The 18031-nt window shown below is 74.8% G+C and carries 17 protein-coding genes; 8 read left to right on the top strand and 9 right to left on the bottom strand.

Annotated elements, in window-relative coordinates:
* Positions 1–158: 158 nt before the first annotated feature.
* The 5 genes from def (at position 159) to EBM89_RS08290 (ending at position 4561) form a co-directional block, all read left to right on the top strand.
* The gene (gene def / locus EBM89_RS08270) at positions 159–644 is read left to right on the top strand and encodes a peptide deformylase (RefSeq protein WP_122148970.1); all 486 of its coding nucleotides are present in this window, start codon (positions 159–161) and stop codon (positions 642–644) included.
* Positions 645–856: 212 nt separating this feature from the next.
* The gene (locus EBM89_RS08275; RefSeq protein WP_122148971.1) at positions 857–1354 is read left to right on the top strand and encodes a DUF3145 domain-containing protein; all 498 of its coding nucleotides are present in this window, start codon (positions 857–859) and stop codon (positions 1352–1354) included.
* A gap of 333 nt (positions 1355–1687) precedes the next feature.
* Entirely contained in the window at positions 1688–2173 is a 486-nt protein-coding gene (locus EBM89_RS08280; protein ID WP_122148972.1) for an FMN-binding protein, read from the top strand.
* Positions 2160–3056 (top strand): FAD:protein FMN transferase, encoded by an 897-nt coding sequence (locus tag EBM89_RS08285; protein ID WP_122148973.1) that lies wholly within the window; start codon positions 2160–2162, stop codon positions 3054–3056. The genes EBM89_RS08280 and EBM89_RS08285 overlap by 14 nt, the downstream gene beginning before the upstream one ends.
* Complete coding sequence (locus EBM89_RS08290; protein WP_122148974.1) at positions 3053–4561, top strand: ferredoxin--NADP reductase; 1509 nt, start codon at positions 3053–3055, stop codon at positions 4559–4561. Before EBM89_RS08285 ends, EBM89_RS08290 begins: the two co-directional genes overlap by 4 nt.
* A 69-nt stretch (positions 4562–4630) precedes the next feature.
* Here the strand turns inward: EBM89_RS08290 and EBM89_RS08295 are convergent, their stop codons facing one another.
* From EBM89_RS08295 to EBM89_RS08330, 8 genes are all read right to left on the bottom strand, one after another.
* Entirely contained in the window at positions 4631–5374 is a 744-nt protein-coding gene (locus tag EBM89_RS08295; protein WP_122148975.1) for an SDR family oxidoreductase, read from the bottom strand.
* Positions 5375–5443: 69 nt separating this feature from the next.
* A complete protein-coding gene (gene sigJ / locus EBM89_RS08300; RefSeq protein ID WP_233571626.1) occupies positions 5444–6376 on the bottom strand; it encodes an RNA polymerase sigma factor SigJ in 933 nt (310 codons plus the stop codon).
* Between the two features lie 26 nt (positions 6377–6402).
* Positions 6403–7809, bottom strand: coding sequence for an NAD(P)/FAD-dependent oxidoreductase (locus tag EBM89_RS08305; RefSeq protein WP_122148977.1), 1407 nt, complete (start codon positions 7807–7809; stop codon positions 6403–6405).
* A 71-nt stretch (positions 7810–7880) separates the two neighbouring features.
* Positions 7881–9119, bottom strand: coding sequence for a beta-ketoacyl-ACP synthase II (gene fabF / locus EBM89_RS08310; RefSeq protein ID WP_122148978.1), 1239 nt, complete (start codon positions 9117–9119; stop codon positions 7881–7883).
* Between the two features lie 178 nt (positions 9120–9297).
* Positions 9298–9546 carry an acyl carrier protein gene (locus tag EBM89_RS08315; protein WP_122148979.1) on the bottom strand — a complete coding sequence of 83 codons (249 nt, stop codon included), beginning with the start codon at positions 9544–9546 and terminating at the stop codon, positions 9298–9300.
* Between the two features lie 89 nt (positions 9547–9635).
* Entirely contained in the window at positions 9636–10640 is a 1005-nt protein-coding gene (locus EBM89_RS08320; protein WP_122148980.1) for a beta-ketoacyl-ACP synthase III, read from the bottom strand.
* Entirely contained in the window at positions 10637–11599 is a 963-nt protein-coding gene (locus tag EBM89_RS08325) for an ACP S-malonyltransferase (protein ID WP_122148981.1), read from the bottom strand. Before EBM89_RS08325 ends, EBM89_RS08320 begins: the two co-directional genes overlap by 4 nt.
* Before the next feature lie 186 nt (positions 11600–11785).
* Positions 11786–13033 (bottom strand): PucR family transcriptional regulator, encoded by a 1248-nt coding sequence (locus EBM89_RS08330; protein WP_122148982.1) that lies wholly within the window; start codon positions 13031–13033, stop codon positions 11786–11788.
* Between the two features lie 125 nt (positions 13034–13158).
* On the opposite strand from EBM89_RS08330, the gene EBM89_RS08335 reads away from it, so the two are divergent.
* Positions 13159–13836 (top strand): hypothetical protein, encoded by a 678-nt coding sequence (locus EBM89_RS08335; protein WP_122148983.1) that lies wholly within the window; start codon positions 13159–13161, stop codon positions 13834–13836.
* A 78-nt stretch (positions 13837–13914) separates the two neighbouring features.
* On the opposite strand, the gene aceE is transcribed toward EBM89_RS08335, so the two are convergent.
* Positions 13915–16656 carry a pyruvate dehydrogenase (acetyl-transferring), homodimeric type gene (aceE, locus tag EBM89_RS08340; RefSeq protein WP_122148984.1) on the bottom strand — a complete coding sequence of 914 codons (2742 nt, stop codon included), beginning with the start codon at positions 16654–16656 and terminating at the stop codon, positions 13915–13917.
* A gap of 394 nt (positions 16657–17050) precedes the next feature.
* Between aceE and EBM89_RS08345 the strand changes: the two genes are divergently transcribed.
* Together EBM89_RS08345 and EBM89_RS08350 are read left to right on the top strand one after the other, a co-directional pair.
* On the top strand, positions 17051–17470 hold the full coding sequence (locus EBM89_RS08345; protein ID WP_122148985.1) for a DUF3052 domain-containing protein: 420 nt from the start codon (positions 17051–17053) through the stop codon (positions 17468–17470).
* A gap of 5 nt (positions 17471–17475) precedes the next feature.
* Positions 17476–17952, top strand: coding sequence for a redoxin domain-containing protein (locus EBM89_RS08350; protein ID WP_233571627.1), 477 nt, complete (start codon positions 17476–17478; stop codon positions 17950–17952).
* The last annotated feature ends 79 nt before the right edge of the window (positions 17953–18031 follow it).

Here is an 18031-nt window from a genome sequence, read left to right on the forward strand (position 1 = left end):
CGCCGCGTGGGCGCCGTGGCGGTCCTACGCCGCCGTGCACCTGTGGCGGGCGGCTGCGCAGCGGGGGCGCTGAGCCCGCGGTGCGACGCGGGCGCCGACCCCGCCGCGCCGGTCCGCCCGTCCGCGGCGGGTGCCGGGGACGTGGAACAATCGTCCCCATGGCGATGAGAGAGATCCGTGTGGTGGGCGACCCGGTGCTGCGCACCCCGTGCGAGCCGGTGACCACCATCGACGCCCGGGTCCGCGGGCTGGTCGAGGACCTCCTCGAGACCGTGGACCACGACGGCCGCGCCGGGCTCGCGGCGAACCAGATCGGCGTCGGCCTGCGCGCCTTCTCCTGGAACATCGACGACGAGATCGGCTACGTGCTGAACCCGACGATCGTCGAGCTCTCCGACGACTACCAGGACGGCGACGAGGGCTGCCTGTCCGTCCCGGACCTGTGGTTCCCCACCAAGCGCGCGTGGTACGCCCGCGTGGTCGGCACCGACCTCGACGGCAAGGAGGTCGTCGTGGAGGGCGTCGAGCTCATGGCCCGCTGCCTGCAGCACGAGGTCGACCACCTGGACGGCTACCTCTACATCGACCGCCTGGACCGCGCCGTGCGCAAGAAGGCGATGCGGGCGATCCGCGAGACCCTCTGACGCCAGGGCGACCCGCGCGGCCCCCGTCCCACGGGATGGGACGGAAAACCGGGCACGAGTCGTCATCCGTCACAGATCGGCCGGTGCGCTGGTGCGCACCGGCCCCCATCAGGCATGCTGGGTCCAGCACGCCGCGAGTCCGTGCGTTCACCCCGGGAACGGGACGAGGTCGTTGGGGAAGGCGAACCTCGAGCCGATCCGGGAGGAATGACATGGCAGGTGCGATCACCCGCGGTGTACTTTTCGTGCACTCTGCGCCGCGCGCGCTCTGCCCGCACCTCGAGTGGGCAGCGGGCAACGTGCTGGGCACGCGCATGTCCGTCGACTGGACCGACCAGCCGGCGGCGCCCGGCATGTTCCGGGCCGAGTACTCGTGGCAGGGCACCCAGGGCACGGGCGCGCGCCTGGCCTCCGCGCTGCGCGGGTGGACCCACCTGCGCTACGAGGTGACCGAGGACGCCAGCCACGGCTCCGACGGCGCCCGGTGGAGCCACACGCCCGAGCTCGGCATCTTCCACGCGCAGACCGACGTGCACGGCAACGTCGTCGTCCCCGAGGACCGCATCCGTGCGGCCCTCGGCACCGGCGACGCGCTGACCATGCAGGACGAGCTCGCGCTCGCCCTCGGTCAGGCGTGGGACGACGAGCTCGAGCCGTTCCGCTACGCCGGGGCGGGCGCCCCGGTCCGCTGGCTCCACCGCGTCGGCTGACCCGCGGAGGCCCGCTCCCGGAGGACGACTCCGTCCCCGCCCGCGCCGATGAGCGCGGGCCTGGGGGGAGGCCGCGCTGCACCCCCACATCACCCGCTCCGGAGCGGGTGATGTGGGGGTGCTCGCGGTGCGGGGGGTCGTCGTGGGCTGCATGCTGGGGGCGCGCACGTGGGGTTCCCAGGTGATTCGCAGGGAGCGTCCCTAGCGTCGTGCCTCGTCAGCGATGTGATCGCATTCAACGAGCGTGCCGACCAAGCGCGCCCGCACGGATCGACCGCACCAGCCGCACGAGCCGCACCGCCCGCCCGCCGGGCCGCGAAGGAGGCACGACCCATGACCCCCACGATCCGCCGCCGCACCCTCGGCGTCCTGTCCGGTCTGTCCGTGGTCGTCGCCGTGGCCGCCTGCGGCAACGCGGACGCCGCGACCGACGACACCCCGGACACCGGCACCTCGCAGCAGGACACCGCCGACGACACCGCGTCCGACGACGCCGCCGATGACGGCGCGGCCGCGTCGGGGGAGTACGCCGACGGGACCTACACCGCCGAAGGGTCCTACGACACCCCGGGCGGCGAGGAGTCGATCTCCGTCGAGGTCACCGTCGCCGACGGCGTCGTCACCGACGTCACGGTCACCCCCGAGGCCAGCGGCGGGAACGCCGCCCGGTTCCAGGACGAGTTCGCGTCCGGGATCGCCGACGAGGTCGTGGGCGCGGACCTGTCGGACCTCGCCGTCGACAAGGTGTCCGGCTCCTCGCTGACCGGCAACGGCTTCAACGCGGCGCTCGAGGAGATCCGCGCCGATGCCGCCGCGTGAGGCGCGGGCGCGCACCGCGTTCGAGGCGATCGGCACCCGCTGGGAGATCGACACCCCCGAGCCGCTGACGCCCGCCGTGCTCGCGGCGGTGCACGAGCGGATCGGGCGGTTCGACCAGGACTGGTCCCGGTTCCGCGCGGACTCCTGGGTGAGCGAGGTCGCGCGCTCCGGCGCGGGGACGTACGCGCTGCCCGCCGACGCGGGCCCGCTGCTCGACGTGTACGACGTGGCGGCGCGCTGCACTGACGGCGCGGTGAGCCCGCTGGTCGGGCACGCGCTGGAGGACCTCGGGTACGACGCGACGTACTCGCTGCGGCCCCGGCGGGACGCCGCGGGTGCGCTGCTGACCCGCCCGGCCCCCGACTGGGGTTCAGTGGTGCGCGCGCCGGGGCAGGTCACGCTCGGCGGACCCGCGCTCCTCGACGTGGGAGCCGCCGGCAAGGGCTACCTCGTGGACCTGGTCGCCGAGGTGCTGACCGCGCACGGCGTGCGGGAGCACGTCGTGGACGCGGGCGGGGACCTGCGCGCGTCCGTGCCCGAGCCGCTGGTGGTCGCGCTGGAGGACCCCCGCGACACCGGGCGCGCGCTCGGGACGGTGCGGGTCGCGACGGGCGCCGTGTGCGGGTCGGCGACGAACCGGCGCGCCTGGGCGCCCGACGCGCACCACGTGGTCGACGCCCGCACCGGGCTGCCGACCAGGGACGTGCTCGCCGCCTGGGCGTTCGCACCCACCGCGCTGGTCGCCGACATGGCCGCGACCGCGCTGTTCTTCGCCGAGCCGGACCTCGTCGCGTCCCGGTTCGGCGTCCGCTACGTGGTGCTGCGCGCGGACGGCAGCGCCCGCTGGTCGTTGGACCTGGACGGGGAGGTGCTGGCGCGATGATCGCGTGGGTGGACGAGCGGCTGGGCCGCGTGACGATGTACCGGATGCTGACGATCGGGCTGCTGGCACTGGCCGCCGTCGCGACGGTGCTGGCCGCGACCGGGGTGCTGTTCGTGGAGCCGCTGGCCGTGCTGGTCAGCGCGGCGGTGGCCGTGGGCGCGTCGGTCGCGGGGGCGTGGGGTGCGGCGCTGGTGTGCCGGACCCGCCCGCACACCGAGTCGGCGGTCATCACCGGGCTGATCCTGCTGTTCCTGTTCTGGCCGACGCTGGAGGCCCGGTATCTCGGGACGCTGGCGCTCGCCGCGGTGGTCGCGAACGCGTCGAAGTACCTGCTCGCGTGGCGGGGACGGCACGTGCTGAACCCGGCGGCGCTCGGGGCGTTCGTGATCGGGCTGACCGGGTGGGACGCGTCGACCTGGTGGGTCGCCGACCGCTGGCTGCTCGTCCCGGTGCTGCTGCTCGTCGTCGTGATCGTGCTGCGGACCCGCCGGTACGCGCTGGTCGGGACGTTCGTGGTCGCGGCGACGGCGTTCGTGGCGATCCGGTTGGTGACCGGCGGCGCCGACGCCCTCGACGCCGTGAGCACGGCCCTGGTGTCGTACCCGATCCTGTTCCTCGCGGGCGTCATGCTCACCGAGCCGCTGACCCTGCCGCCGCGCCGCTGGCAGCAGCTGCTGGAGGCCGTGGTGGTCGCCGCGGTGTTCGCGGTGCCGTACCACCTCGGCCCGCTGTACAGCACGCCCGAGGCGGCGCTGCTGGTCGGCAACCTGCTGGCGTTCGGGTTCGGGCAGCGCGGGGCGGTGCGCCTCACGCTCACCCGGCAGCGGCGGCTCACGCCCCGCACGGTCGAGCTCGCGTTCCGGGCGGACCGGCCGGTGCGGTTCCGGCCCGGGCAGTGGGTGGAGCTCACCGTCCCGCACCCGCGGCCCGACGCGCGCGGCACCCGGCGGGTGTTCTCGGTGTCGTCGGCGCCGGGCGACGGCGAGCTCACGGTCGCGCTGACCGTGCCGGAGCGGGCGTCGACGTTCAAGCGCGCGCTCGGGTCGCTGCCCGTGGGGGCGCGGGTTCGGGCGACCGGGCTCGGCGGGGACTTCCTGCTGCCCGACGACCCCGCGCGGCCCCTGCTGCTCGTGGCCGGGGGCATCGGCGTCACACCGTTCGCGAGCCAGCTCGCCGCCCTCGTCGCGGCGGGGGAGCGGCGGGACGTCGTGCTCGTGCACGCCGTCACCGACCACGCGGACCTCGCCTACGCGGACGTGGCGGCGGCCGCCGGGGCGCGGGTGCTCGTGCTCTCGCCGACGCCGGACGCCGACGGGCTGCCCGCCGGGGCCGTGCACCTCGGGGCGCGGCGGCTCACACCGGAGCTGCTGGCCGAGGCGGTGCCGGACCTCGCGGGGCGCGACGCCTACGCGTCGGGACCGCCCGCGATGGTGGACCACACGCGGGCGCTGCTGCGCGGGGCCGGGGTGCGGCGGGTGCGGACGGACGCGTTCAGCGGGTACTGAGCGGGCCCGGCGGCGGAGCCCGCCGCCGGGTCCGCAGTGGCCCGGCGAGTCCGTCGCGCCGGGGCGGGCTCACCCCGCGACCGGCACCCCGGCCACCGGGTACGGCCGCGCGCCCCGGCGGTACGCACCGAGCGGGACCAGCGCGTCGCCGGACTCCGCGCCCAGCGCCGTGCCGTCGACCGTCCGCACCACGCGCGGATCACCCTGCTCGGCCAGCGTCGCGCGGAGCAGGTCGTCGAGCCGGAACCGGTCGGGCCCGGCGAGGTCGACCGTGTCGCCGAGGGCCGGCCCCTCCGCGACGTCGGCGAGCAGCGCGACGACGTCCTCGACCGCGACGGGCTGCAGCAGCGTCCCCGGCGCGTGCACCGTCCCGTCGACGGTGAGCCAGTCCGCGATCGACGGGACGAAGTGGTGGAACTGCGTGGCCCGCACGACCGTGAACGGGACGTCGCCCTCCCGCACGGCGTCCTCCTGCGCCACCTTGCCCGCGTAGTACCCGTTCGCAAGGGCGCGGTCCGCCCCGACGACGGAGAGCAGCACGTGGTGCCGGACACCGGTGCTGAGCTCCGCGGCGAGCAGCCGCTCCGTGGTCCCGCGGAAGAACGCCGTCGCGGCCGCGGCCTCCATCTCGGGCGTGTTGAGCACGTCGACGACGACGTCCGCGCCCCGCACGGCGTCCCCGACCCCGGCGCCGGTCACGGGGTCGAACCCGTCCTCCCGCGATCCGACGACGACGTCGTGCCCCAGCTCCCGGAGCCGGGCGGTCAGCCGGCTCCCGACGTGGCCGGTGCCTCCGGCGACGAGCATCCGCATGGTGATCCCTCCCGGCCGGCGCCCTGCCGGCCTCGGGAGGATGACGACGCAGCGCCGGCGGGTGTGAGGTCAGGCGGACCAGGTGGTGAGCTTGCCGGGGTTGACCTGCAGCCACAGGTCGGTGATCCGGCCGTCGCGCACCCGGGCGTTGACCAGCGCCTGGACCCGGCCCTCGTCCTCCAGGGCGAACGCCAGGCCGTCGCCCGTGCGCCGGGCGGCCAGGACCGCCGTCGGCCGCTTCTGCAGGATGCCGAGCACGAACCGGGCGACGTGGTCGACGCCCAGCACCGGCCGCCGCGCGGCGCTGACGACACCGCCGCCGTCCGCCCGCAGCGTCACCGACGGGTCGAGCAGCCCGGTGAGGGCGGCGAGGTCCCCGCCCGTGGCCGCGGCCACGAACGCCGCCAGCACGTCGTCGTGCTCGCGGGTGCCGCGCCCGGGGGCGTCGTGTGCCCGGACCCGCCGCCGGGCGGAGGTCGCGAGCTGACGGACGGCCGCCGGGCTGCGGCCCACGGCCTCGGCGATCTCGTCGAACGGCAGGGCGAACACGTCGTGCAGCACGAACGCCACGCGCTCCGCCGGCGTCATGGCCTCCATCACGACCAGGAGGGCGGTGCTGACCTCCTCGTCGAGGGAGACCCGGTCGAACGGGTCCCCGTCGTCCGGTGCCGGAGCGCGGCCGGCCGCACCGGAGAACAGGTCGGCGGGGACGGGCTCGGGGAGCCACTCGCCGACGTACCGCTCCCGGCGGGCCCGCGCGGAGCCCAGCACGTCGAGGCACACCCGGCTCATGACCCGGGTGAGCCAGCCCTGCGGGTTGCGGACGGCGGCACGCTCCGCGTCCGTCATGCGGTACCAGCGGACGTAGGTCTCCTGGACGGCGTCCTCCGCCTCGGCGAGCGTGCCGAGCATCCGGTAGCCGATGGCGAGCAGCCGGCGGCGCTCGGCGAGCACAGCGTCCCCGACCCCGACGGGTCCGTCGGCGGGGTCGAGGTCGCTCACGGTCCGTGTGTCCTCTCCGTCGCCCGTCATGCTGCGGCGATCGTGGCACGGTCCGCCGGGGTCGTCGACGCGTCGACGGGCCGGTCCGCGTCCGCGGCGTCGTCCCGGGTCAGCGCGAGCTCCGGGGCGCCGCCGGTGACGAACGCGCGCCGCGGGTCGACGACGGCGCCCAGCGAGGCGATGTCCCGGCCGCCGAGCGCGGCGCCGAGCCAGACCAGCAGGACGCGGAGCTTGCGCTCCCAGGTCGGCACGGCCAGGACGTGGTAACCGCGGTGGGCGAGCCACGCCGGCAGTCCGGTGAGCACGAGCCGCCGGTACTGGAACACGCCCTGGTGCCGGCCCAGCGTCGCGACGACGCCGAGGCTGTGGTGCACGTAGTCCCGGGGACGGCGGCCCCGCAGCGTCGCCACGAGGTTCGCGGCGAGCAGCCGGCCCTGCCGAACGGCCTGCTGCGCGTTCGGGACGGTCAGCGCCCCGGGTGCGCCGGTGAGGTCCGGGACCGCCGCGTCGTCACCCGCGGCCCACGCGTCCGGCACCACGGCGCCGTCCGCGTCCTCGACGCGCAGGTCGGCGCGTACCCGCACCAGGCCCCGGTCCGTGACGGGCAGGTCGGTGTGCCGGCTCACGACCGGGTTCGCGGCGTTCCCGGCGGTCCAGACCACGAGGCCGCTGTCGAACTCTTCGCCGGTGGAGAGCACGACGTGGCCGCCCACGGCGGACCGCAGCTGCGCCCCGAGGTGCACGCGGGCGCCACGCCCGCGCAGGTGCCGCACCACCCAGGCCCCGGGCCCGTCGGTGACCTCCGGCAGGATCCGGTCGCGGGCCTCGACGAGGTGGAACGCCAGGTCGTCCGGCCCGAGCTCCGGGTACGACCCGAGGAGCGAGGTCGCCAGCGACAGGGTCTCGCCGAACGCCTCGACGCCGGAGAACCCGCCGCCGACGAACGTGAAGGTCAGCAACCTCCGCCGCTCCGGCCCCGGGGGCAGGACCGCCGCCCGGTCGAACGCGGTCAGGACGTGGTCGCGGACGGCCACGGCCTCCTCGACCTGCTTCAGCCCGATGGCCTCCTCGACCAGCCCGGGGATCGGCAGCGTGCGGGTGACGGCGCCCGCGGTCACGACGACCACGTCGTAGGCGAGGTCGAACGGGCGGCCGTCCCGGGGCGCCACCGTGACCGTCCGGGCTGCGTGGTCGATCCGGGTCACGGCACCGGCCAGCACGCGCGTGCGGCGCAGGTGGCGGCGCAGGGGCACGGTGGCGTGCCGGGCCTCCACCGACCCCGAGGCCACCTCGGGGAGGAACGGCTGGTACGTCATGTACGGGCGCGGGTCGATGACGGTGACCCGCGCCTCGCCACGACGGAGCCTCTTCTCGAGCCCCCACGCGGCGTAGAACCCGGCGTACCCACCACCGACGACGACGATGTGCTTCACGGCTGCGACCCCTTCCTGTCCGGTCGCAGGAATGACGACGCAGCGGCCCCGGATGTGAGGTCGCGCCCGGGTCAGGCGTTCGTGACCACCAGGGCCACGTTGTGCCCGCCGAAGCCGAACGAGTTGTTGATGACCGCCACGTCGCCGTCGGGCAGCGCGCGCGGGGTGTCCCGGACCAGGTCGAGGACCATCTCCGGGTCGGGGTTCTCGACGTTGATCGTCGGGGGCGCCTGCCGGTCGCGGACCGCGAGGACGGAGAACACCGTCTCCAGCGCCCCGGCGCCGCCGAGCAGGTGCCCGGTCATCGACTTGGTCGCCGAGAGCACGACGCCGTCGGCGGCGTCGCCCAGGACCTCGCGGACGCCGCGCGCCTCGATGAGGTCGCCGACCACGGTGGACGTGGCGTGCGCGTTGACGTGCTTCACGTCGGCCGCGGCGATACCCGCCTCCTTCAGCGCCATCCGCATCGCGGCGATCTGGCCGCGACCCGTGGGCTCGGGGGAGGTGATGTGGTAGCCGTCGGACGACAGGCCGACGCCGGAGATCTCCGCGTACACGCGGGCGCCGCGGGCGGCGGCGTGCGCCTCGGACTCCAGGACGACGATGCCGGAGCCCTCGCCGATCACGAAGCCGTCGCGGTCCACGTCGTACGGACGCGACGCGCGCGCCGGGTCGTCGGTGCGGGTCGACAGGGTGCGGGACGCGGCGAACGCGGCCATCGGCATCGGGTGGATGGTGGCCTCGGTGCCACCGGCGATGACGATGTCGGCGCGGCCGCTGCGGATCATGTCCACGGCGTAGCCGATCGCCTCGGCGCCGGACGCGCAGGCCGACACCAGGGCGTGCGCCCCGGCGCGGGCGCCGAACTCCAGCTCGACGTACGCGGACGGCGAGTTCGGCATGAGCATGGGGACGGTCATCGGCAGGACGCGGCGGGCGCCCTTCTCGCGCAGCGTGTCCCACGCGTCCAGCGTGGTCCAGATGCCGCCGATGCCGGAGGACACCACGACGCCGAGGCGGTCCTTGTCGACCTCCGGCGCACCGGCGTCGGCCCAGGCCTCGCGGGACGCGATCATCGCGTACTGCGCCGAGGGGTCCATCTTCTTCATCTCGGGCCGGGGGAGGACCTCCTCCGGGGCGACCGCGAGGGTGGCGGCGAAGTCGACCGGCAGGCCGTACTTCTCGCTCCAGTCGTTGTCGAGCTTCCGTGCGCCCGAGGTGCCGGCCAGGGCGGCCTGCCAGGTGGTGGGCACGTCCCCGCCGAGGGGGGTCGTGGCGCCGAGTCCGGTGACGACGACTCGCGTGCTCATCGCTGCTCCTGAGGGTGTGTCGGGCGGTACGGGTACGGCTGGTGCGACGGGGGCGAGCCCGCGCGGGGTGCGTCCGGGACGGGTCCGGGCGCGACCAGGGGTCCGCGCCGCGGGAAGCGCTGGGCTCCCACGACGCCGGCTGGGCCGGCGTGCGGCGCGGACCCCCGGTCGGTGCGGATCAGGCCTGGGCGTTGTTGATGAACGACACCGCGTCGCCGACGGTCGCGAGGTTCTTGACCTCGTCGTCCGGGATGCGGACCTCGAACTTCTCCTCCGCCAGCGTGACGATCGTCATCATCGACAGGGAGTCGATGTCGAGGTCGTCCGTGAACGACTTCTCGGGCAGGACGGAGTCGGTCGGCAGGCCGGTCTCCTCGCTGACGATCTCGGCCAGACCGGCCAGGATCTCCTGCTCGCTGTGCGCCATCGGTGTCTCCTTGGTTGTGTGCTGCGCCCCACCGTGAGGTGCGGCGACGATCGTGCGGTCGATGAACGGTACTGCGGTCGCGCACCCGGTCAGGGCAGCACGACCACCTGGGCGGCGTAGACGAGGCCCGCGCCGAAGCCGATCTGGAGCGCCAGGTCGCCGCTCTTGACCTGGCCCTCGCGGAAGAGGCGCTCGGTCGCCAGCGGCACGGACGCCGCCGACGTGTTGCCGGTGTCCGCGATGTCGCGCGCCACGGCGACGTTCTCGGGCAGCTTGAGCTGCTTGATCATCTGGTCGATGATCCGCATGTTCGCCTGGTGGGGGATGAACGCGTCGATCTGGTCGGCGGTCACGCCCGCGGCGTCCAGGGCCTTCTGCGCGACCGGCGCCATCTGCCAGACGGCCCACTTGAACACGCTGGGGCCCTCCTGGCGGAGCGTGGGCCAGCCGGCGCCGTTGTCCCGGGTGTCGAGCCAGGAGTGCGTCTGGCGGATGGCCTGCGACTGCGAGCCGTCCGAGCCCCACACGGTCGGGCCGATACCGGGGAAGTCCGAGGGACCGACGACGACCGCGCCCGCGCCGTCGCCGAGCAGGAAGGAGATGGAGCGGTCGGTCGGGTCGACGAACTCGCTCATCTTCTCCGCGCCGATGACCAGCACGTTGCGGGCGGTGCCGGCCCGCACCAGGGCGTCCGCCTGGCCGATGCCGTAGCAGTAGCCCGCGCAGGCCGCCGACACGTCGAACGCGGCGGCCGGCGTCGCACCGAGCCGGTCCGCGAGGATCGCGGCGCCCGACGGCGTCTGGTGGAAGTAGGTGACGGTCGCCAGGATGACGGCGTCGATGTCGGCGCCGGTGAGGCCCGCGTTCGCGATCGCCTCCCGGGCGGCCTGCTCGGCCAGGTCGAGCACGTCGGTGTCGGCGCCCGCGCGGACGCGGGTCACCATGCCGGTGCGCTGGCGGATCCACTCGTCGGACGAGTCGATCGGGCCGACCAGGTCGTCGTTCGGGACGACGTTCTCGCCGCGGGCGGCGCCCAGGCCGAGGATCCGCGTGTGGGCGGGGCCGGTGGCCTGGGTCAGGGTGGGGCGGGTCACTTCGCGGTCTCCTGGGAGTCGGCGGTCGCGCTGTGGCGTGCGACCAGGTCCTGGGCGGCGGGCAGGTCGGCCGGCGAGGTGATCGCGACCGTCTCCACCCCGGGCAGGCTACGCCGCGCGAGGCCCTTGAGGACACCGCCCGGCGCGAGCTCCAGCAGGCCGGTGACACCGAGGTCCGCGAGCGTGGCCTGGCACAGGTCCCACCGCACCGGGGCGGCGATCTGCGCGACCAGGCGGGCGATGACGTCCGCGCCCGCCGTGCCGTCGGCGTAGGCCGCGCCGTCGGCGTTGGAGATCAGCACCGTGCGGGGCGCGGCGCTCGCCCAGTCCGCCGCGACGGCACCGAACTTCTCCAGCGCGGGCTGCATGTAGGGGGTGTGGAACGCGCCGGCCACCTGCAGCGGCACCACGCGGGCGCGCGCCGGGGGGTTCTCGGCGAACCGGGCCAGCGCCTCCAGCGAGCCCGCGGCGACGGTCTGGCCGCCGCCGTTGACGTTCGCGGGCCACACGCCCGCCGCCTCCAGCGCCGCGGCGACCTCGTCCGGGTCCCCGCCGAGCACGGCGGTCATGCCGGTCGGCTCCGCCGCGGCGGCCTCCGCCATGAACCGGGCGCGGTGGCCCACCAGGCCGACGGCCTCGGCGTCGCCGAGCACGCCCGCCACGGCCGCGGCGGCGAACTCGCCCACCGAGTGGCCGGAGGTCGCACCCGGGACGACCGGGGCGCCGACCGCGTCCTCGAGCGCGCGCAGGGCGAGCAGCGAGGTCGAGACGATCAGCGGCTGCGCCACCGCGGTGTCGCGGATGGTGTCGGCGTCCGACGTGGTGCCGTGCGTGGTCAGGTCGACGCCCGCGGCCTCCGAGAAGGCCGCCAGGTGGTCGGCGGTGCGGGGCAGCTCGAGCCAGGGGGCGAGCATGCCGGGGGTCTGGGCGCCCTGTCCGGGGCAGACGATCGCGAGCACCCGTCCACTCTGCCCGGTACGTCCGGTGCTGCCCGGTAGCGCCCCGCACACGGTTCACCCCCCGACGTTGTACCCCTCCCACAACTCCCGCGCGGGTCGGGGCCCGCGAGGTCGAGGGTTTGCGCGGCCAGCCGGGCCCACAACCCTCGACCTCGCCGGAAACCCTCGACCTCGCGGGAAGGACGCTCAGGGGGTGTGGTCCAGGCGGCCGACCGCCAGGGCCTGCTGGAGGACGTAGGCCTCGCGGGGGTCCAGGGGGTCCCAGCCGGTGACCTCGGCGACGCGGCGCAGCCGGTACCGGACGGTGTTCGGGTGCACGTAGAGGGTGCGCGCCGCCGCCTCCAGGCTGCGGCCCGCCGCGAGGTACGCGGTCAGCGTCTCCAGCAGGCTGCCCGTGCTGGCCAGCAGCGGGACGTACGCCTGCGCCACCAGCACCGCGCGCGCCGAGTCGTCCCCGACCAGCACCCGCTCGGGCAGCAGGTCGTCGGCCAGCACGGGGCGGGGCGCCTGCGGCCATGCCTGCACCGCCACCAGCCCGGCCAGCGCCGCCTTCGCCGAGCGCGCGGCGTCCGCCAGGTCCGAGCCCGTCGGGCCGAGCACCACCGGCCCCGGTCCGAACCGGGGGAGCAGCGACACCGCCGCCTCCCGCAGGTCGCCCGTCCCGCCGAGGAACACCACCAGGCGGTCCCCCTGGATCCCCACCAGCGCGTCGTCCGCCGCCCGGCGGGTCGCGCGGCGCAGGTCGGACGTCCGGACGTCGTCCAGCGGCGACGTCGTCGTCCCGACCACCACGAGCGTGCTGCCGCGCCCGGACCAGCCGAGCGCCGCGACGCGCGAGCGCAGCGAGTCGTCCACGTCGCCGCGCAGCAGCGCGTCCACGACCAGCGCCTCCAGGCGGGCGTCCCACGCACCGCGGACCTCGGCGGCCCGCGCGTAGACCTCGGCGGCCGAGAACGCGACCTCCCGCGAGTACCGCAGCACGGCCTCCAGCAGGTCCCGCTCGCCGCCGGGCGCCGCGAGCCGGTCGCTGTGCGCCTCGACCACGTCCACCACCACGCGGACCAGCTGCAGCGTGTGCTGCAGGGAGATCGACCGGGTGAGCTCCGGGGGCGCGGTCGCGAAGATCTCCCCGACGCCGTGCGGCGGCTTGGAGGGGTCCGCGAACCAGGTCACGAACGCGCTGATGCCGGCCTGCGCCACCAGGCCGACCCACGAGCGGTCGTCGGCGGGCAGCGCGCGGTACCAGTCCAGGTCCTCGTCCAGGCGGCGCATCGCGGCGGCGGCGAGCACCCCGCTGCCCTCGCGGACCCGGCGCAGGGTCTCGCCGTTGCTGGCGTCGGGGGCGGTGGCGATCCGACCGGCCCGGGTGCGGGTCCGGGCGGGCGACGTGCCGTCCGCGGAGGCGGGGGCCGAGGCCGGGCGGGGTTCGGGCATGCCCCGAGCATAGAGGGCGCCGTTGTGGGGACCCGACAAAGGTGGGCGGTGTCGACCCCCCGGTGACCCGGGCGCGGCGCACCGTTCGACCAGTGCGGGACGAGTGCAGCGGTTAGTGTCGCGTCATGGCTCTGCTGCCCCGACTGCGTCGCCTCCTGGGCAGGCCCGTGCCCGCGTCCCGCGTGGGCGCCCGCCGCCCGGGTGCCACCCGGCACGGCGACGTCCCCCAGGAGGACGCCCTCCGGTCCCGCCTCGGCGACGACCCCAACGACGAGCAGGCGTTCGCCGCGCTCGCCGAGATCGTCCGCCGGCACGCCGTCACCGGCTCCGACGACGACCCCCTCACGGCCGAGGCCGACGACGCCGAGCGGCAGCGCGCCGCCGACCTCGCGGTCTGGTCGCTGGGCGAGGAGCTCGCCGGCAACCCGCGTGCCTGGTACCCGCTGGTGGAGGTCGCGCGGCTGTCCGTGCGCGACGACCTCGAGGGGACGCTGCGTCGCCTCACCACCGCTGCCGAGCGCGACCCGTCCGGCCGGGCGCTCGTCGCGGGGCTGCGGCTGCTGCGCGAGGCCGGGCTCCCGGTCGAGGCGCTCGGTCTCGGCACCGGCCACTGGCACCCGCGCGACCACGACCCCGAGGCCGGGCGCGAGCTCGTGCTCGCCGCCGTCGAGGCCGACCGGCCGCTCGACGCCAAGCAGCACCTCGCGAGCCTCGACCTCTACCCGGACCAGGCATCGATCGCGCAGCTGCGCCGCGAGCTGACCCGGCTCGTCGAGCACGCGAACCGCCCGACGACCGCCTGACACGGCGCCACCCGATACGCGGACGGGCCCCGCACCTCCGAGGAGGTACGGGGCCCGTCCGTCATCCGGGGCCGTGCGTCAGGAGTCGCCGCCCGCGTTGCCGGAGGTGCCGGCGTTCACGTCGTCGAGCCGGTACCGCTCGATCGCCTGGGCCGGGGCCTCCTTGGCGACCTTGCCCTCGCGGGCGAGCTGCTGCAGGACGCGGACCACGGTTGACGGGCCGTCGATCTTGAAGTGCCGGCGCGCCGCCGCGCGGGTGTCGGAGAACCCGAACCCGTCGGCACCGAGCGTGGCGTAGCGGCCGGGGATCCACTCGCGCACCTGGTCGGCGACCAGGTGGTCGTAGTCCGTGGTCGCGACGAACGGGCCCTCGGCGCCCTGGAGCTTGGCGGTCAGGTACGGGACCCGCTCCTCCTCGCCCGGGTTGAGGAACGCGTGCTGGTCCGCGGCGAGCGCGTCGCGACGCAGCTCGTTCCAGGACGTGACCGACCAGACCGCGGCGGAGACGCCCCAGTCCTGGGCCAGCAGCTGCTGCGCCTCGAGGGCCCACGGCACCGCCACGCCGGAGGCGAGGATCTGGGCCTTCGGCCCCTCGCCCTCGGCCGGCGCGATCAGGTGGATGCCCTTGAGGATGCCCTCGACGTCCACGTCCTCCGGCTCGGCCGGCTGGACGATGGGCTCGTTGTAGACCGTCAGGTAGTAGATGACGTCGGGGTCGCGCCCGTCGTCGCCGTACATCCGCTGCAGGCCGTCCTTGACGATGTGCCGGATCTCGTACCCGTAGGCCGGGTCGTAGTGCACGACGTGCGGCATGGTGCCCGCGTACAGCGGGGAGTGGCCGTCGGCGTGCTGCAGGCCCTCACCGGTCAGGGTGGTGCGACCCGCGGTCGCGCCGATGAGGAAGCCGCGCGCCATCTGGTCGCCGGCCGCCCAGAACTGGTCGGCCGTCCGCTGGAACCCGAACATCGAGTAGTAGAAGTAGAACGGGATCAGCGGCTGGCCGTGCGTGGCGTACGAGGTCGCGACCGCCTGGAACGCGGCGGCCGACCCGGCCTCGTTGATGCCGGTGTGCATGATCTGGCCGGCCTCGGACTCCTTGTAGGAGAGCATGAGGTCGCGGTCGACGGCGAGGTAGTTCTGGCCGTTGGTGTTGAAGATCTTCGCGCTCGGGAAGATCGAGTCCAGGCCGAACGTGCGGGCCTCGTCGGGGATGATCGGGACCAGGCGCTGCCCGATCTCCTTGTCCTTGACCAGGTCCTTGAACAGCCGCACGAGCGCCATGGTCGTGGCGACCTGCTGGGTGCCCGAGCCCTTCTTCAGCAGCTCGTAGGCCTTGTCGCCGGGGAGGGTGACCTCCTTGTGCGTGCTGCGGCGCTCGGGGACGTAGCCGCCGAGCTGGCGACGACGCTCCTGCAGGTACTGGATCGCCGGGTCGTCCTGGCCGGGGTGGTAGTACGGCGGCAGGTACGGGTTCTCGTCGATCTGCTCGTCCGTGATCGGGATGTGCAGCGAGTCGCGCAGCGCCTTGAGCTCGGCACCCTTGAGCTTCTTCATCTGGTGCGTGGCGTTGCGCCCGGCGAAGCCGGAGCCCAGGCCGTAGCCCTTGACCGTGTGCGCCAGGATGACCGTCGGCTGGCCGGTGTGCTCGCGCGCGGCCTTGTAGGCGGCGAAGATCTTGCGGTAGTCGTGGCCACCGCGCTTCATCGCCCAGATCTCGTCGTCGGTCATCTTCTCGACGAGCTGCTTGGTGCGCGGGTCGCGCCCGAAGAAGTTCTCGCGGATGAACGCGCCGTCCTCGGCGCGGTACGTCTGGAAGTCGCCGTCGGGCGTGGTGTTCATGAGGTGCACCAGCGCACGGTCCTTGTCGGCGTTGAGCAGGGTGTCCCACTCGCGGCCCCACACGACCTTGATGACGTTCCAGCCGGCGCCGCGGAACTGCGCCTCGAGCTCCTGGATGATCTTGCCGTTGCCGCGGACCGGGCCGTCGAGGCGCTGCAGGTTGCAGTTCACCACGAAGGTCAGGTTGTCGAGGCCCTGCTGGGCGGCGTGCTGCAGCATGCCGCGCGACTCGGGCTCGTCCATCTCGCCGTCGCCGAGGAACGCCCAGACGTCCTGCTGGCTGGTGTCCTTGATGCCGCGCAGGTGCAGGTACTTGTTGGTCCACGCCTGGTAGATCGCGGACGCCGGGCCCAGGCCCATCGACACCGTGGGGAACTCCCACAGGTCGGGCGCGAGGCGCGGGTGCGGGTAGGACGGCAGGCCGCCGCCCGGGTGCGACATCTCCTGGCGGAAGCCGTCGAGCTGGTGCTCGGTCAGGCGACCCTCCAGGAACGCGCGGGCGTACACGCCGGGGGAGGCGTGACCCTGGAAGTAGACCTGGTCACCGCCGCCCGGGTGGTCCTTGCCGCGGAAGAAGTGGTTGAGGCCGACCTCGGTCAGCGTCGCCACCGACGCGTACGAGGAGATGTGGCCGCCGACGCCGACGCCGGGGCGCTGCGCGCGGGTCACCATGACCGCGGCGTTCCACCGGTTCCACGAGCGGTAGCGGCGCTCCAGCACCTCGTCGCCCGGGAAGTACGGCTCGTCGTGCACGCCGATGGTGTTGACGTACGGCGTGTTCAGGTCGGCCGGCACGGCGACGTTCCGCTCACGCGCGCGCTTGAGCATGCTCAGCAGCACGTAGCGCGCCCGGGGGCCGCCCTTGTCGTCGATGAGTCCCTCGATGGACTCGACCCACTCGGAGGTCTCCTCCGGGTCCACGTCCGGTACCTGGCTCAGCAGACCGTTGATGAGCGGCCCGCGCTCGTCCTTCGAAGCCACCAGTGCTCCTCGCCTCTCCACGCGTCAGGGGCCGGTCGGCCCCGGTGCGCATCTCGGCCCACCGGCGTCCGCACCACGTTCCGGTGCCTCGTGCCAGAGGGCGGGTAGTAGGACCATTGTCCGCTGCCGAGGGGGTCAAAGTCTCCCGGTCCGCCCCCTGGGATGCGTGACGTCCGTGACAGTCGCCCCCGATCGGGTGGTCGCGGGGGTGCGCGGAGGTGGCCCGGGTCACGTCCGGGCACGTCAGAGGGGTCCTGGGGTGCGCTCGGGTGCGGATCGGCGCGACGCGCCGCACTTGCCACGCGCGGGCGGGGTGAGGTGGGCTACCGTTCGGTGATCGACGACTGGTCGCCGCCGAGGGGCGGTGGCCCGGACGGAAGGAACAGGTCGGGACGTGACATCCAGCACGGGCGACGCCCCCCAGGGGGCGGGTCGTCTCGGGTTCACCTCGGGGCAGGTGGTCCAGGAGTTCGGCTTCGACGACGACGTCGACCAGGACCTGCGCTCCGCCCTGGAGGGTCAGACCGGAACCGAGCTCGCCGACGAGGACTACGACGACGTCGTGGACGGCGTCGTCATCTGGTTCCGCGACGAGGACGGCGACCTGGCCGACACCCTCATGGACGCGATGACCGTCCTGGACGACGGCGGGCAGATCTGGGTCCTCACCCCCAAGCCGGGGCGTGGTGGGCACGTCGGCCACGACGACATCCAGGAGGCCGCCACCACGGCGGGCCTGCACGCGACCAGCACGTTCTCCATCGCGGGGGACTGGTCGGCGACGCGCCTGGGCAGCCGCGGCCGGGGTCGCTGAGGTCGGTGCCGGCCGACCGGCCGGGCAGGCCGCTCGCCGCGGGGGATGCCGCCCCCACGGTCACCCTGACCAGCACGCACGGCGCGCCGGTCGCGGTCGGCGGTCCGGCTGACCGTCCGACGCTGCTGGTGTTCGTGCCGTTCGCGTTCTCGCGGACGTGCACGGCCGAGCTGACCGAGCTGCAGGCCGGGCTGCCCGAGCTGGCGGACGCAGGCGTGCGGGTGCTCGCGGCGTCCTGCGACCCGGTGTTCGCGCTGCGCGCGTGGGCCGAGCAGGACGGGTACACGTTCCCGCTGCTGTCGGACTTCTGGCCGCACGGCGCCGCGGCGCGCGCGTTCGGTGTGTTCGACGAGGTCGACGGGTTCGCGCGGCGCGGCTCGTTCCTGCTCGACGCGAGCGGGACGGTGCGGTGGTCGCTCGTGCACGACGCCGGGCGGGCCCGGCCGTTCGCGGCGTACCGCGAGGCGGTCGCCGGGCTCTGACGGGCCGCGGGGCGGTCGCCGGGCTCTGAGAGGCCGCGAGGTGGTCGCCGGGCGCTGGCGGGCCGCGGGGCTCGGGAGT

Source organism: Cellulomonas triticagri, from assembly GCF_003696205.1.
Taxonomy (GTDB): Bacteria; Actinomycetota; Actinomycetes; order Actinomycetales; family Cellulomonadaceae; genus Cellulomonas; species Cellulomonas triticagri.